Genomic DNA, 14,755 nt, shown 5'->3' on the forward strand with positions numbered 1-14,755 from the left:
TGTTTCCACTAGATGTGGCAGGGTCGTCACTCATGACGAGGTCACTCACGGCTCGGCAGGCCGAGCTGCTCGGCCGGCTGGAGGCGTTGTTCCTCGCCGAGGGCTTCGGTCACTTCACGCTCGACGACCTCGCGGCGCGGCTGCACTGCTCCAAGTCGACGCTCTACGCGCTCGCGGGCAGCAAGGAACAGCTGGCCGTCAAGGTCGTCGGCCGGTACTTCAAAGGTGCCGCCGAACGCATTGAGGAACGCATCGCACCCCTCTCCGACGTGCGCAAACGCGTCGGCAGCTACCTGGCGGGCGCGGCCGAGGAGCTGCGCAAGGCGAGCGAGCGGTTCATCCGGGACGTCGCGGACTTCCCGCCTACGCGGGCGACGTACGAGCGCAACGCGCGGGCGGCGGCCGATCGCATCCGGGAGTTCATCCAGGACGGCGTGAAGCAGGGCGTGTTCCGCGAGGTGCACGCGACGCTGTTCGCCGAGATGGCCGGGCTGCTCATCGAGAGCATCCAGACCGGTGTCCTCACGAAACGGGCGGGTGTTTCCGACGCCGAGGCGTTCACCGCGCTGGGGGAGCTGTTGTTGGATGGGCTCCAGAGAGATAGCCAGAGAGAGCTAAGGGGTCGGGCGTGATCGTGGTGGCTGGTGAGGCACTGGTCGACCTGGTGCCGGTGACCGACGGCGAGCTGGCGGACCTGGCGCCGCGCCTCGGCGGCGGGCCGTACAACGTGGCCGTGGCCGCGGGCCGGCTCGAGGCGCCGGTGAGCTTCCTCAGCCGGGTCTCCACCGACCTGTTCGGCGAGAAGCTCGTCGAACGGCTGCACGCGTCCGGCGTCTCCACCGATCTGGTCCAACGTGGACCGGAGCCGACCACGCTGGCCGTGGTCGGGCTTGCCGACGACGGGTCGGCGCGCTACTCGTTCTACACCGAGGGCACCGCGGACCGGCTCGTCGACGATCCGGGCCCGCTGCCCGAGGGCACGAGGGCGGTGTCGTTCGGCACGCTCTCGCTCGTGCTCGAGCCGGGCGCGACGACGTACGAGAACGTGCTGTGCCGCGAGGCCGAGCGCGGGGTGCTGACCGTCCTCGACCCGAACATCCGGGCCGGGCTCATCCCGGACCCGGACGCCTACCGCCGGCGGTTCCGGGCGTGGCTGCCGGATGTCGGGCTGCTGAAGGTCTCCGTCGAGGACGCGAAGTGGCTCGCCGAGGACGGCGACGTGATCGAGATCGCAGGGGAGTGGCTGCGGCAGGGACCGGCGGCCGTGGTGCTCACCAAGGGCGGCGACGGGCTGGCCGTGCTGACCCCCGAGGGCCTCACCGAAGTGCCGCCGACGAAGGTCGACGTCGTCGACACGATCGGCGCCGGTGACACGGTGCAGGGCGCCCTGCTGGCGTGGCTGCACCACCACGACGCGCTGTCGATCGAGAAAGTACGTGCACTCACAACAAATGAATGGACGCGGGCATTGACCTACGCGGGCGCCGCGGCCGCGATCACGTGTTCCCGGGCGGGTGCCGAACCGCCCTTTGCGAGCGAACTCACCGTCGACTGAGGTGGATAAACGTGAAGAACGGACTACCGTGAGGTAGCACGCTAGACACCGCGCATTCAGATGTGATGCCGGTCCCATCTCACAGAATCGGTTCACGCCGTGGCTGCGAGGCGGGCTTGCCGCCGACTAGCGTGGGAGAACTGACTGGATCCCAACGGGGTGGTCCGACGAGATCGGCTGAACAAGCTGGCCAGCCACCCCGTCCGAGCGTTGAGAGGGACTTGAATGCCCGACGCGACGACTGCGCCGAACGACACCCAGACCGTCGCGCTGCGCCACGGGGGCGGAGAGCTGGAGATGAAGGTCGTACCGGCGACCGAGGGGTCGTCCGGTGTGGATCTCGGAAAACTGTTGGCCACCACCGGACTCGTCACCCTCGACTCCGGTTTCGTCAACACCGCCTCCTGCTCCTCCCAGATCACTTACATCGACGGTGACGCCGGAATTCTGCGTTATCGCGGCTACCCGATCGAGCAGCTGGCGCAGCGGTCCAACTTCATCGAGGTCAGCTACCTGCTGATCTACGGCGAGCTGCCCACCGCCGCTCAGCTCGAGGACTTCTCGCAGAAGATCAGCAGGCACACGCTGCTGCACGAGGACCTCAAGCGCTTCTTCGACGGCTTCCCGCGTGACGCGCACCCCATGCCGGTGCTGTCCTCCGCGGTCTCCGCGCTGTCGACCTTCTACCAGGATTCGCTTTCCCCGTTCGACGCCAACCAGGTCGAGATCTCCACGATCCGCCTGCTGGCGAAGCTGCCGACCATCGCCGCGTACGCGTACAAGAAGTCGGTCGGCCAGCCCTTCCTCTACCCGGACAACAGCCTCGGCCTCGTCGAGAACTTCCTCCGGATGACCTTCGGCTTCCCGGCCGAGGCCTACGACCTCGACCCGGACCTGGTCCGCGCGCTCGACCTGCTGTTCATCCTGCACGCCGACCACGAGCAGAACTGCTCCACGTCGACCGTGCGGCTCGTCGGCTCGTCCGAGGCGAACCTGTTCGCGTCCATCTCCGCGGGCATCAACGCCCTGTTCGGCCCGCTGCACGGCGGCGCGAACAGCGCGGTGCTGGAGATGCTCGAGAAGATCAAGAACGACGGCGGCGACGTGAAGTCGTTCGTCAACAAGGTCAAGAACAAGGAGGACGGCGTCCGCCTGATGGGCTTCGGCCACCGGGTCTACAAGAACTACGACCCGCGTGCCGCGATCATCAAGAAGACGGCCGACGAGATCCTCAACAAGCTCGGCGCCGACGACCAGCTGCTCGACATCGCCAAGCAGCTGGAGGAGACCGCGCTCGCGGACGAGTACTTCATCCAGCGCAAGCTGTACCCGAACGTGGACTTCTACACGGGCCTGATCTACCGCGCGATGGGCTTCCCGACGAAGTTCTTCACCGTGCTGTTCGCGCTCGGCCGGCTCCCCGGCTGGATCGCGCACTGGCGCGAGATGATCAGCGACCCGGCGACCAAGATCGGCCGCCCGCGTCAGGTCTACGTCGGCCCGACCGAGCGGGACTTCGTCTCGATCGAAAACCGCTGACGTTCGTTTTCCGCGAAGCGCGCCCGTTCTGCGGGCGCGCTTCGTGCTTTGTAGGTTCATTTCGTGAACATCGTGTGGTTCCGGCGCGATCTGCGGGTCGCCGATCATCCGGCGATTCTGGCGGCGGCCGAACGCGGTGGGCCCGTGCTCGGGCTCTTCGTGCTCGACGATCGATTGCTGAAACCGTCCGGGAAACCCCGCGTGGATTTCCTGCACAGCTGTCTGCGCGCGTTGGACGAGCTGCTCGGCGGCCGGTTGATGGTCGTGCACGGCGACCCGGTGAAGTCCGTGCCGCGGATCGCCCGCGAGATCGGCGCCTCGGCCGTGCACATCTCCGCGGACTGCGCGCCGTACGGGCGCCGGCGCGACGAAGCGGTCGAGAACGCGTTGGGGGACATCGAGCTCGTCCGCAGCGGCTCGCCCTACGCCGTGACGCCCGGCCGGGTGCGCAAGGGGGACGGCACGCCGTTCAAGGTCTTCACGCCGTTCCGCCGGGCCTGGCTGGAGCACGGCTGGCGCAAGCCCGCCGACACCGATGCCTCCACTGTGGACTGGCTGGAACCGCCGCACAGCAACAGGATTCCCAGCGCTGCGCCGCTGCCGGACGCGATGGCGTTGTGGGCGAGGTTCCGCGACGAACGACTGCTGGACTACGACGAGACACGAGATCGGCCGGACCTGGACGCGACGAGCCGGCTGTCGGCGTTCCTCAAGTTCGGTGTCCTGCACCCGCGCACGCTGCTCGCCGAGTCTGACGGCGCGTTCCGCTCCGAGCTGTGCTGGCGCGAGTTCTACGCGGACGTGCTGTGGCATCGCCCGGAGACCGCGCACCGCAACTACGACGCGAAGTTCGACCGGATGAAGCACGACGACGATCGGGAGCTTTTCCGGGCGTGGCAACAAGGTCGCACCGGATACCCGATCGTCGACGCCGGCATGCGGCAGCTGCTGCGCGAGGGGTTCATGCACAACCGGGTCCGCATGATCGTCGCGAGCTTCCTGGTGAAGGACCTGCACCTGCCGTGGTGGTGGGGCGCGCGGCACTTCATGAACCACCTGGTCGACGGCGACCTCGCGTCGAACCAGCACAACTGGCAGTGGGTCGCGGGCTGCGGCACGGACGCGGCGCCGTTCTACCGGATCTTCAACCCCGAGACCCAGGCGAAGAAGTTCGATCCGGACGGCGACTACGTGCGCAGGTACGCGCCGGACTCCGCGGAGATCGACCCGATCGTGGACCACGCGGTCGAACGCCGGGTGGCGCTCGACCGGTACGCGCAGATCAGGCTTTGAGCGCGTCGCGCAGCTTCACCCGGCTGCCGACGCGCAGCACGGCGTTCGAGTAGACCTTGCCGCCCAGCCAGGTGATCGCGACGATCGCGCCGAGCGCCAGCACGATCGCGACCAGCACCTGCCACGTGGGCGCGACCCCCATCGCCATCCGGCCGGGCATCAGGATCGGCGCGAACGGCGGCAGCATCGACAGCAGCGTGACCGCCGTGCCGGTCGCGTCCTGGATCATCAGGTTGATGCCGAGGACGAACGCGATGATGATCGTCATGCTGATCGGCGTCAGCACCGACTGCAGCTCCTCCTGCCGTGACACGAGCGACGCGGCCGCCGCGAACACCGTGGCGTACAAGAAGAAACCGAGCAGATACCAGAGCACGCCGTTGGCGATCGCGCTGCCACCCATCGAACCGATGTCCAGCACACCCGACGCCGACGACAGCACGAGCCCGGTGCCGCTGATGATGAGCAGCTGCAGCAGGCCGACCGCGCCGAGGCCGAGCACCTTGCCCAGCAACAGCTGCCACGGCCGCAGCGTCGCGAGCAGGATCTCCACCACGCGGCTGGACTTCTCCTCGACGACGCCCTGCGCGACCATCGTCCCGTAGACGATCAACGAGTAGTACAGCAGCGCCGCGACCACGAGCCCGACCGCGAGGCGTTCGACGCGACGCGGGTCGACCGGTTCCAGCGAAGTCACCGTGACGCGGACCTTCTGCAGGTCCTGCGCCACGACCTGCGGGTTGAGCCCGGCCTCGGCGAGCTGCGCGACGATCACCTGCTGGCGCAGCACGTCGTCCACGACGTTGCGCAGCGCCTCGTCGACCTCGTCCTTGACGATCATCCGCAGCGCGGGCGGCGCACCCGTGACGAGCGCGTCGAGGTCGCCCGAGCGGACCTGCCCCTCGGCGTTCTGGTCGGTCGTCACATCCCGCGTCTCGACGTCGATGCCGAGCGCCTTCGCCTTGTCCCGCAACGGATCCGCGAGCTGCACCGCCTGCCCGCTCAGACCCACCACGGCGTGCTGGCCGTGGGAGAACAGGGCGGCCTGCAGCAGCACGTAGCCCGCCAGCACCGCGATGATCACCGCGGTCCCGATCACGAACGACCTGGTGCGGACCTTGGTGACGAACTCGCGCCGCGCCACCAGTGCCACCGACCGGAAGGGAGTCACGCCCGGCGCTCCTCGGTGACCACGTTGCGGAAGAGCTCCATGAGCGACGGGCGTTGCCTGCTGAACTCGTGCACGGGGCCGGTCGCCAGCGCCGCCTGCAGCACGGCCTGGTCGTCGACGCCCTGGTCGAGCTCCAGGACCGTGCGTCCGCCGTCCGACCCGATCACGCGCACCCCGCTCAGTTCCGCAGCCCAGCCGTTGCGCGCCTCGGGCACCTCGACCACGAGCCTGGTCGCGCCGCCCGCGCGCAGCTCGTCAACGGTCCCACACGCCACCAGGGTCCCGTTGCTCACGATGCCGACCCTGTCACACAGACGTTCGACCAGGTCGAGCTGGTGGCTCGAGAACACCACGGGCACGCCTGCGGCGGCCTTCTCCCGCAGGACCCCGCTCATCACGTCCACCGCGACCGGGTCGAGCCCGGAGAACGGCTCGTCGAGCACCAGCACGTCCGGCTCGTGCACCAGCGCCGCGGCGAGCTGGACGCGCTGCTGGTTGCCGAGGCTCAGCTTCTGCACCTCGTCGCCACGGCGGTCGCGCAGGCTCAGCCGCGCGATCCAGTTCTCCGCCGAGCGGTGCGCCTCGTTCGTGCCGAGGCCGTGCAGCTCGGCCAGGTACACGAGCTGGTCGAGCACCTTCATCCGCGGATAGAGCCCGCGCTCCTCGGGCATGTACCCGATTCGGCGACGCGTGTCGAGGTCGATCGGCTTTCCGTTCCACCGCACCTCACCGGAATCGGCGGCGAGCACGCCCAGCGCGATGCGCATGGTCGTCGTCTTCCCGGCGCCGTTGCTTCCGACGAAACCGAACAGCTCGCCGGCCCGAACGTCGAACGACATGTCCTGAAGTGCGACGACCTGCCCGTAGCGCTTGGAGATCCGATCGATCTCCAGCACCCCCTCGGCCACGATTGGATCCTTTCGTTAGCCCGGACGGCGGTATTCGGAACGTAAGTATCGACGATCAGGGAACGAGTGAAACGATACGGGCGTCTACGACGAATCGAACCGGCGAAGGATTCACTCAACGGGGGTGGACATGCAGCCAGACCAGTGGCTGGCGCAGTACGACCAGAAGATCACTGCCGCCAAGCAGAAGTCAGAGCAGGCGCAGTCGCAGCTCGGGGAGGTGGGGGGCAGCGCGGAGTCGCCCGACGGCCTGATCCGGGTCTCGGTGAACGCTTCTGGTGCGCTGACCGGTCTGGACATCAAGCCGGGCGCGCGGGGCATGGATCCCGACCAGATCGCCTCGGCGATCCTCACCGCCGCCACGGCCGCGCAGCGGTCCGCGGCCGGCCGGGTCGTGGAGATCATGACCGAGTTCGTCGGAGAGAGTCCCGCTCTCGACTTCGTCAAGGAGCAGATGCCGCACGGCTACGCGGGTGACGGAACCGACGAGGAAGAACCGGAGTCTGAGTTGAAGCGCAAGGACACGCGCCCGGACGACGACTACTTCACCAACCCGCCGGACGTCATGGCATAGCAGGGGGTAGGGAATGTTCGAAATGTTCAACGTGAGCGTCGAGGAGTTGCGGCAACACGCCGCGACCGTCGACCAGCTCGCGGCCCGCATGCGGACGGCCACGGACACGGCGGACCCGTCCTCGCTCACGACCGAGGCGTTCGGCATCTTCGGCAGCTTCCTCGCGCAGTTCATTCTGCAGGTTGCCGGTAAGTCCCAGGACGGCCTCGGCAACGCGGCCGACTCGATTCAGGACATGTGCGTCGGAATCAAGGAAGTCGCCGAGCTCTACGAGAACGTCGACCTCGACAACGCGTTCGGCTTCACCGGAAAGGCAAGAGGATGAGCGCGCCGGCGACCCAGTCGAAGGGGCCCGACCCCCAGAAGCTCTACAACGACGTCCAGGGGACCGTCTCCGCCGTCGAACGCGGTGACTGGATCAACGCGGGCCTCGGCATCGCGAACACGGCGATGGACATCGTCGGCGTCGCGTCCAACCCGCTGAGCGGTTTCCTCGCGGCCGGCTTCAGCTGGGCCATCGAGCACGTCGACTTCCTGCGTGAGCCGTTCGACGTCCTGCTCGGCAACCCGCAGGCGATCCAGGCGATGGCGGAGAGCTTCAAGTCCGCCGGCGGCCAGGTGCAGACCATCGCGAACGACTACCGCAACGCGGCCGTGCAGCAGACGTCGCTGTGGATGGGCCAGTCCGCCGACAACTACCGCAACGCCGCGTCGAAGCACGCGGGCGGCATGGACTCGCTGTCCAAGGCGTGCAACGGCGTCGCCGCGGCCGTGTCGGGTGCGGGCCAGCTCGTCGCCACCGTCCGCAAGATGGTCATGGACCTGATCTCGCAGGCCGTGGCCGACATGGTCATGAAGATCATCCAGTGGCTGGCGGCGTCGATCTTCACGTTCGGTGCCGCGATCGCCGGCGCCATCGCCGACATCGTCAGCACGGCGTGCAAGTACGCGAAGAAGCTGGCCGACTTCATGTCCAAGCTGGCCGGTTCGCTGAGCAAGCTGATGAACCTGGTGAAGAAGGTCGCGGAGATCGCCAAGATCGCCGAGCAGGTCATCCAGGCCATCTCCTCGCTCGCGCACAAGGCGGCCGGTGGACGTTCCGGCGGCGGTGGCGGTGCGGGACCGCGGGCGTCGGCCGGTGGTCTCGGCATCACCGAGGAGCAGCTCGACCGGGCCTCCCGGGGTGCCGGCACGCGCTACGCGCAGCCCGTCAGCGGTGGCGCGACGGTTCCGTCCGGTGTGGACGCTCCGTACTACAACGGTCCCGGCTCCATCCACGGCGACCCCGGTTACACCGGTGGTGGAGGGTACCAGGGTGGTGGCGGTCAGGTGCACCAGCCGCCTCAGGTCGGCGGTCAGGGCAACTACGGTCCCGGCGGTGGCTATGGCCCTGGTGGGCCTGGTAACTACGGTCCGGGTGGCGGTTACGGGCCTGGTGGGCCTGGCAACTACGGCCCTGGCGGCGGCTACGGGCCTGGTGGTCCCGGTGGTGGTCATGGTCCTGGCGGTGGCTACGGCCCCGGTGGTCCCGGCAACTACAGCCCCGGCGGCGGTCACGTCCCCGGTGGACCCGGTTCGGTCAACGACCCGGGACGCTGGGAGGACGGCCACTACGACAAGAACACCGGCAAGTGGATCGAGGGCCACTTCGAGAAGGGCCACGGCACCACGGGCACGTCCGGTGCGTCGCACGGCGGCACGCCGGTCAGCCGACCGGGTGACTGGTACCGCCCCGGCCCCGACATGGCCGGCGGCGTGCGCCCGGCCGTGATGCCACACGGCGCCGGCCCGGACATGACCACGCACGCCGCGGGCGGCGGCAGCGGCCACCTGCCCGCGGGCGGCCACATGCCGGGTCTCGGCGGCGGTGGTGGTGGCGGTGCCGGCTTCGGTGGCGGCGGCGCCCCCGGTGGCGGCGGCACGGGCCCGTCGATGACGCCCGGCGGCGCGGCAGGCGTCATGCCCACGGGCATGACCGGCGGTGTTCCCGACGGCGGCGGCGCCGGTGGTGGCGCGGCCGGTCGCGGTCCCGCCGGTGGCGCGGCGGCCGGCGGCATGATGGGCGGCATGGGTGCCGCAGGTGGGCACGGCCAGCAGGGCGGTGGCAGCGACCACAAGCGCAAGGTCAAGCTGGAAGGCGAGAAGCTCGTCGACCCGCCCAAGGCCGCAAAGCCGATCATCGGCGAGTAACTTCCTCAACCCGCAACGCAATCAGGGGTCCCCCCGCCAGGGGGACCCCTGTTTTCAACTCTGCCACAAGGGTCTGACAATTCCGGCCGCCCCAAGCCGCCAACGGCCCGTTCACGGCACTTCCCGCCCCTCACACTTCCCGACCCCTGCGGTTCCCCAACCCCAACCTCGCGAGTCCTCAATCCAGCCCCGGCGAGTCCTCAATTCAGCCCCGGCGAGTTTTCACCTCAGCACCCGACGGCTCTCCCACGCAGCCCCGCGTGTCTCGCTCCCAGCCCCCGCGTGTCGCCCTTTCAGCACCGCTGAGTTGTCCGTTCAACCCCTCAAAGCCCGGCCAGCGAACGGCTGACCAGGTCCGCCACGAGCGGCTCCGCCGCCGCCCGCTCCGCCGCCACGAGCCCGATCCGCGTCCGCCGGTCCAGCACGTCGTCCGCGTCCAGCGCACCCTCGTGCCGCACCGCCCACACGACGTCCGCGGCGGTGACACCCGGCGCGACCTCCACCCCCAACTCCGGATCCACTTCGGACAGAGCAGCGACCCGCGCGGCATCCGACGACACCAGGCGCAGCGAGGCGGTCCGGCACGGCCCCGCGGCGAGCCCGACGGCATCGACGGCGTCGGCCGCCATCCGGCGATACGTGGTGAGCTTGCCCCCGACGATCGTGACCACACCGTTCGGCGCGCGCAGGACGGCGTGCCGGCGCGACAGGTCCGCCGTCGAGCCCGGAGCGTCCAGCAGGGGCCGCAGTCCGGCGTAGCTGCCCAGCACGTCGGCGCGCGTCAGAGGTCGTTGCAGCACAGTGGAAGCGGCGTCCAGCAGGAAGTCCACATCGGACTCCGGAACGGGCACCACGTCCGGAACGGGCCAGTCGACCGGTGAGTCGGTGAGTCCGAGGTACACCCGGCCGTTCGGTTGCGGCAGCATCAGGGCGAAACGGTTGCGGCCCACCGGGAACGTCACCGCCGTGCCGACGAAGCCGATCCGGTTGGCGTCCAGGACCAGATGCGAACCCAGTGATGGGCGCAGCCGCACGCTCGGCACCAGGGTGCCGGCCCAGACACCGGACGCGTTGATCACCGCGCGGGCGCGGACGGAGAACGAGGTGCCGGTCAGGCCGTCAACCGCAGTCGCGCCATCACCCGTCAACGTGGTGACGCGGGCGCGCGTGATGATTCGGGCGCCGAAGCCCGCCGCGGTGCGCGCCAGTGCCAGGACCAGGCGCGCATCGTCGATCAGTTGGCCGTCGAAGCTGAGCAGACCGCTGCGCAGGCCCGTCGCGCGCAGGCCCGGTACCAGTGCGAGGGCCTCGACCGGCGATACACGGCGTGGCGGCGGCAGCACCGACGACGGCGTCCGGGCGGCGCGGCGGAGCAGGTCGCCCGCGCGCAGGCCGGCCATGATCTTGAAGCCGTTGTCCTTGCCGTGCAAGGGAAAGAGCATCGGCAGGGCGTGGACGAGGTGGGGTGCGGTCCGAGTCATGAGGATGCCGCGTTCGACCGCACTTTCGTGGGCCAGCGCCACGTCGCCGTGGGCCAGGTAGCGCAGCCCGCCGTGCACCAGCTTGCTGGACCAGCGCGACGTGCCGAACGCCAGGTCGTGCGCCTCCAATAGGCACACGGACAGGCCGCGCGAGGCCGCGTCCAGGGCGACTCCCGTGCCCGTGACGCCGCCGCCGACGACAAGGACGTCGACGACCTCCTCCTGGACGGCGGACAGGTCCGATTCGCGGCGGTGGGCGTTCAGCGACGTGTTCACGGGCGCAGCGCTCCGTCCAGTTGGCGGGCCAGCTCGGCCAGCAGGGAGTCGTGGGTGTGACCGGTCGTCGCCGGGCGGATCGACAGGACCATCGACTGCGCGGTGAGCAGGACGACCCGCGCCTGAACCGCCGCGTCGCCGGTCCGGATCGAACCGTCGGCGTGGCCCGCTCGGATCTGGTCGACCAGGAACTGCTCGACCAGCCGTTGCGTGCTGCCCAGCCGTTCGACGAGGTACGGGAGCATCAGCTCGGCATCGAGGTCGAGGACGCGCTGCATGAGCGGGTTCGCCGTCAGCAGGCGGATCGCGTCCACGGACCGGCTGACCAGCTGCTCGCGCGCGTTGCCCGCGCCCGTGGTCTGCTCGAGCAGCGCGGCGAACTCCCTGGTCATCAAGGCCCTGACCAGGTGGTCCACGTCCGGGAAGCGCCGGTACAAGGTCATCCGGCTGACGTTCGCGCGCTTGGCGACGTCGGTCAGCTTCGTGCGCCGCACGCCCACTTCGAGCACGCAGTCACGGGTGGCGTCCAACAGCGTGTCGTCGCTGTGACGATTAGACGTCATATGTCACACTGTATCAGTGACGCGAGCAAGATGGACCTCAGAGACCACACCGCTGCCGCCGCACGCGCTGGCATGGCTGGGCGAGCGGGTCGGGCTCGGCACACCGCTGGACGAGGCGCCGGTTGTGGCGCCGGAGTCGGAACTGTCCGAGGACGCCTTCGAGGCACTTGAGGCGGTCGCCGAGATCAGTCTCGACGCCGAGGACCGTCTCGGCCGGGCGGGCGGTCTGTCCTATTTGGACCTGCTCAAGCGACGCGGCCACGGCGAGCTCGCGGTGCCGGACGCAGTTGTGCGACCGGCTTCACCGGAAGAGGTCCAGGAGGTGCTGCGCGTCTGCGTGGAGCACGACGTCGCGGTGGTGCCGTTCGGCGGCGGCACGTCGGTTGTCGGCGGCGTGGAGGCGTTGCGTGGTGGCAAGAACGCCGTCATCGCACTCGATCTCGCCCGCCTGGATCGGCTCGTGTCGGTCGACCCGGTGTCGCGCGTCGCCGTGCTGCAGGCGGGCCTGCCCGCGCCCGATGCGGAGAAACTGCTGGGGGAGCACGGTTTCACGCTCGGGCACGTGCCGCAGTCGTTCGAGCGCGCCACCATCGGCGGCTTCGCCGCGACGCGGTCGGCGGGCCAGGCGTCCTCTGGTTACGGGCGGTTCGAGGACATGGTCGAAGGCGTGCGCGTCCAGACGCCCGCGGGCGAGTGGCGGCTGGGCAGCGCGCCCGCGTCGGCGGCCGGACCAGACCTGCGGCAGCTGGTCATCGGCTCCGAGGGCCTGTTCGGCGTGATCACCGAGGTTGCCCTACGAGTCCGTCCGAAACCGGAAAACCCTTGCTACGAAGGGTTCATCGTGGACGGCTGGCAGGCGGGCGAGGCGTTGATCCGCGACCTGGCGCAACGACAGGCCCTGGCCGACGTGACCCGTCTGTCCGATGTGGACGAGACGGAGGTGGCGATCGCGTTGACCGGCGGTCGCAAGGCCGACCTGCTCAACCGGTACGTGAAGCTACGTGGCATCAAGGCACCGTGCCTGGTGATCATGGGCTGGGAAGGCCGTTCCCGCGCCGCGACGATGGCCGCGACCCACGGCCACAAACTGGTCCGGCTAGGTCGCGCGATGGGTGAGGCGTGGCGGCACGGCCGGTTCAACGGCCCGCGCCAGCGCGACGCGCTGCTGGACGCGGGCGTCTGCGTCGAAACGCTGGAGACGGCGACGCACTGGTCCAAGCTCACGCAGCTGCGCTCCGCCGTGCGCGACGCGCTGACCGAATCGCTGGGCGACCCGGTCGTGATGTGCCACATCTCGCACGCATACGAGACCGGTGCGTCGCTCTACTTCACCGTGCTCGTGCCGCGGGATCTTCACGATCCGGTGGCACAGTGGGAACGCGCCAAGACCGCGGCGTGCTCGGCGATCTCCGGACTAGGCACGATCACGCACCACCACGCGGTCGGCCGCGACCACGCGCCGTACCTGCCCGCCGAGATCGGGCCGCTGGGTATCGACGTGCTGCGGTCGGTGAAGTCGACGCTCGATCCCACCGGAATCCTCAACCCTGGCAAACTCGTGTGATGCTGATCCGATCGGTGCGTCCTTGGGGCGGCGAGCTCGTCGACGTGCTGTGCGTCGACGGCGTGATCAAGCAGATCGGCCCGGATCTTGTTTCGGATGACGTGGTCGACGGCAGGGGCGGCGTGCTGCTGCCCGCGTTCGTCGACGCCCACGCACACCTGGACTCGACGCGCCTCGGCCTGCCGTTCCGCCCGCACACCGCGGACGCCACTCTGGCCGGTCTGATCGAGAACGACCGCCAGAACTGGCGTTCGGCCGAACGTTCCGTCGCCGACCGCGCGACCCACACCCTGGGCCGCACCATCGCGGGCGGCGCCACGCGCGTGCGCAGCCACGCCCAGGTCGACGTGGATTCGGGACTGGAGAAGCTCTTCGGCGTGCTCGCCGCCCGCGCGGCACACGCGGATCGGGCCGACGTGCAGGTGGTGGCGTTTCCGCAGTGCGGCATCCTGCGCGAGCAGGGCACCGTGGCACTGTTGGAGGAGGCGCTGCGGTCGGGCGCCGACCTGATCGGTGGTCTCGACCCGGCCGGCTACGACCGCGATCCCGTGCGGCACCTGGACATCGTCTTCGAGCTCGCCTCGAAGCACCAATGCGGTGTGGACATTCACCTGCACGATTCCGGATCGCTCGGCGCCTTCCAGGTTTCGCTGATCTGCGAACGCGTTGCGGCGCTTGGGATGCAGGGCCAGGTGACGATCAGCCACTGCTTCGCCCTGCCCGGCGAAGGACTCGTGTCCCTGCTGGCCGAACACGACGTGGCCGTCACGACCGTCGCGCCCGGCAACCGGGAACCGTTGCCGCTGCGGGATTTGCGGTGGGCCGGCGTGCGGGTCGGGCTCGGTCAGGACGGCATCCGCGACTACTGGTCGCCCTACGGCAACGGCGACATGCTGGACCGCACCTGGCAGTTGGCCTACCGCAACGGGTTCCGGCGCGACTCCGACATCGAGATGTGCGTCGACGTCGCCACGCGCGGCGGTGCGGCAGTTCTCGGCGTCGAGTCGGGTCTCACCGAGGGCTCGCCGGCCGACCTGGTCGTGGTGCCCGGCGACTCGGTGGCCGCCGCGGTGATGGACCGGGCGCCACGCACGCTCGTCGTCCACCGCGGGCGTGTGGTCGCGGCCGACGGCGAGCTGGTCTGAGGCACGCGGCGAGCTGGTCTGAGGCCGCGGCTGACCCCAGGGCCCGCGGCTGACCCGATGGCTGCGGCACCCACGGCTGACCCGGCACCCACGGCTGACCCGATACCGCGGCTGGTCTGTGGTCGCTGCTGACCCGAGGCCGCTGCTGACCTCTGGTCGCCGACGGCGAGCTGGTCTGACGCCGCTAGCGACTGCGTGTGGCGTCGGCGAGCTGGCCTGGTGCTGCTGTCGCTGCACCGCGGTCGCTGCCTCGCCGCTACACCGCCGTCGCGGTCGCTGCCTCGCCGCCGCTGCTACTGCACCGCGGTCACCGCCACGCCGCGGTTGCTGCCCGGCCGCGGTTGCTGCCTCGCCGCTGCCGCTGCACGGCTGATGCCCCACTGCTGCCGCTGCCCCGTCGTCCCCTTACTGCCTCGGTACCGCCGGTGCTGCTGACCTGGGCGTGGACCCGCGTCCCCTCGCGCGCTTCCTTTTGCACTCAAGCGTACTGCCGGGG

The 14,755-nt window shown here is 69.6% G+C and carries 13 protein-coding genes; 9 read left to right on the forward strand and 4 right to left on the reverse strand.

Features of this window, described 5'->3' with window-relative positions; all coding sequences use genetic code 11:
* Positions 1 to 32: 32 nt before the first annotated feature.
* The 4 genes from QSK35_RS32590 to QSK35_RS32605 all read left to right on the forward strand — a co-directional run bounded on the left by QSK35_RS32590 (position 33) and on the right by QSK35_RS32605 (position 4,387).
* Complete coding sequence (locus QSK35_RS32590) at positions 33 to 632, forward strand: TetR/AcrR family transcriptional regulator (protein WP_285751490.1); 600 nt, start codon at positions 33 to 35, stop codon at positions 630 to 632.
* Positions 629 to 1,555 carry a carbohydrate kinase family protein gene (locus tag QSK35_RS32595; protein WP_285751491.1) on the forward strand — a complete coding sequence of 309 codons (927 nt, stop codon included), beginning with the start codon at positions 629 to 631 and terminating at the stop codon, positions 1,553 to 1,555. The genes QSK35_RS32590 and QSK35_RS32595 overlap by 4 nt, the downstream gene beginning before the upstream one ends.
* 225 nt (positions 1,556 to 1,780) lie before the next feature.
* Positions 1,781 to 3,094, forward strand: coding sequence for a citrate synthase (locus QSK35_RS32600; protein ID WP_285751492.1), 1,314 nt, complete (start codon positions 1,781 to 1,783; stop codon positions 3,092 to 3,094).
* A 69-nt stretch (positions 3,095 to 3,163) separates the two neighbouring features.
* Complete coding sequence (locus QSK35_RS32605; RefSeq protein WP_285751649.1) at positions 3,164 to 4,387, forward strand: cryptochrome/photolyase family protein; 1,224 nt, start codon at positions 3,164 to 3,166, stop codon at positions 4,385 to 4,387.
* On the opposite strand, the gene QSK35_RS32610 is transcribed toward QSK35_RS32605, so the two are convergent.
* Together QSK35_RS32610 and QSK35_RS32615 are read right to left on the reverse strand one after the other, a co-directional pair.
* On the reverse strand, positions 4,377 to 5,558 hold the full coding sequence (locus tag QSK35_RS32610; RefSeq protein WP_285751493.1) for an ABC transporter permease: 1,182 nt from the start codon (positions 5,556 to 5,558) through the stop codon (positions 4,377 to 4,379). The two genes, QSK35_RS32605 and QSK35_RS32610, sit on opposite strands and share 11 nt — an antisense overlap.
* Positions 5,555 to 6,466: an ABC transporter ATP-binding protein gene (locus QSK35_RS32615; RefSeq protein WP_285751494.1), complete on the reverse strand. Its 912-nt coding sequence runs from the start codon at positions 6,464 to 6,466 to the stop codon at positions 5,555 to 5,557. Before QSK35_RS32615 ends, QSK35_RS32610 begins: the two co-directional genes overlap by 4 nt.
* Positions 6,467 to 6,596: 130 nt before the next feature.
* Here QSK35_RS32615 and QSK35_RS32620 point away from each other — a divergent pair, with 130 nt between their 5' ends.
* Genes QSK35_RS32620 through QSK35_RS32630 form a run of 3 tightly spaced genes read left to right on the forward strand, consistent with a single transcriptional unit; the run spans position 6,597 to position 9,230 of the window.
* The gene (locus QSK35_RS32620; RefSeq protein WP_285751495.1) at positions 6,597 to 7,040 is read left to right on the forward strand and encodes a YbaB/EbfC family nucleoid-associated protein; all 444 of its coding nucleotides are present in this window, start codon (positions 6,597 to 6,599) and stop codon (positions 7,038 to 7,040) included.
* Positions 7,041 to 7,053: 13 nt separating this feature from the next.
* Entirely contained in the window at positions 7,054 to 7,365 is a 312-nt protein-coding gene (locus tag QSK35_RS32625) for a type VII secretion target (protein WP_285751496.1), read from the forward strand.
* Positions 7,362 to 9,230 carry a WXG100 family type VII secretion target gene (locus QSK35_RS32630; RefSeq protein WP_285751497.1) on the forward strand — a complete coding sequence of 623 codons (1,869 nt, stop codon included), beginning with the start codon at positions 7,362 to 7,364 and terminating at the stop codon, positions 9,228 to 9,230. The genes QSK35_RS32625 and QSK35_RS32630 overlap by 4 nt, the downstream gene beginning before the upstream one ends.
* Positions 9,231 to 9,553: 323 nt before the next feature.
* Here QSK35_RS32630 and QSK35_RS32635 read toward each other — a convergent pair whose 3' ends face one another.
* Together QSK35_RS32635 and QSK35_RS32640 are read right to left on the reverse strand one after the other, a co-directional pair.
* Positions 9,554 to 10,987: a glycerol-3-phosphate dehydrogenase/oxidase gene (locus tag QSK35_RS32635; protein WP_285751498.1), complete on the reverse strand. Its 1,434-nt coding sequence runs from the start codon at positions 10,985 to 10,987 to the stop codon at positions 9,554 to 9,556.
* Positions 10,984 to 11,550: a TetR/AcrR family transcriptional regulator gene (locus QSK35_RS32640; protein WP_285751499.1), complete on the reverse strand. Its 567-nt coding sequence runs from the start codon at positions 11,548 to 11,550 to the stop codon at positions 10,984 to 10,986. The genes QSK35_RS32635 and QSK35_RS32640 overlap by 4 nt, the downstream gene beginning before the upstream one ends.
* Positions 11,551 to 11,566: 16 nt before the next feature.
* Here QSK35_RS32640 and QSK35_RS32645 point away from each other — a divergent pair, with 16 nt between their 5' ends.
* Both QSK35_RS32645 and QSK35_RS32650 read left to right on the forward strand, forming a co-directional pair.
* Positions 11,567 to 13,114, forward strand: coding sequence for an FAD-binding oxidoreductase (locus QSK35_RS32645; RefSeq protein WP_285751500.1), 1,548 nt, complete (start codon positions 11,567 to 11,569; stop codon positions 13,112 to 13,114).
* On the forward strand, positions 13,114 to 14,259 hold the full coding sequence (locus QSK35_RS32650) for an amidohydrolase (RefSeq protein ID WP_285751501.1): 1,146 nt from the start codon (positions 13,114 to 13,116) through the stop codon (positions 14,257 to 14,259). The genes QSK35_RS32645 and QSK35_RS32650 overlap by 1 nt, the downstream gene beginning before the upstream one ends.
* Positions 14,260 to 14,755: the final 496 nt, after the last annotated feature.

Origin of the sequence: Lentzea sp. NBRC 105346, from assembly GCF_030269605.1 — a bacterium.
Taxonomy (GTDB): Bacteria; Actinomycetota; Actinomycetes; order Mycobacteriales; family Pseudonocardiaceae; genus Lentzea.

Excerpts from the sequence above, each read along its gene's own strand:
- QSK35_RS32590 (WP_285751490.1), top strand. The coding sequence starts at position 33 with ATGACGAGGTCACTCACGGCTCGGCAGGCCGAGCTGCTCGGCCGGCTG.
- QSK35_RS32600 (WP_285751492.1), top strand. The coding sequence starts at position 1,781 with ATGCCCGACGCGACGACTGCGCCGAACGACACCCAGACCGTCGCGCTG.
- QSK35_RS32620 (WP_285751495.1), top strand. The coding sequence starts at position 6,597 with ATGCAGCCAGACCAGTGGCTGGCGCAGTACGACCAGAAGATCACTGCC.
- QSK35_RS32625 (WP_285751496.1), top strand. The coding sequence starts at position 7,054 with ATGTTCGAAATGTTCAACGTGAGCGTCGAGGAGTTGCGGCAACACGCC.
- QSK35_RS32630 (WP_285751497.1), top strand. The coding sequence starts at position 7,362 with ATGAGCGCGCCGGCGACCCAGTCGAAGGGGCCCGACCCCCAGAAGCTC.
- QSK35_RS32640 (WP_285751499.1), bottom strand. The coding sequence starts at position 11,550 with ATGACGTCTAATCGTCACAGCGACGACACGCTGTTGGACGCCACCCGT.
- QSK35_RS32650 (WP_285751501.1), top strand. The coding sequence starts at position 13,114 with ATGCTGATCCGATCGGTGCGTCCTTGGGGCGGCGAGCTCGTCGACGTG.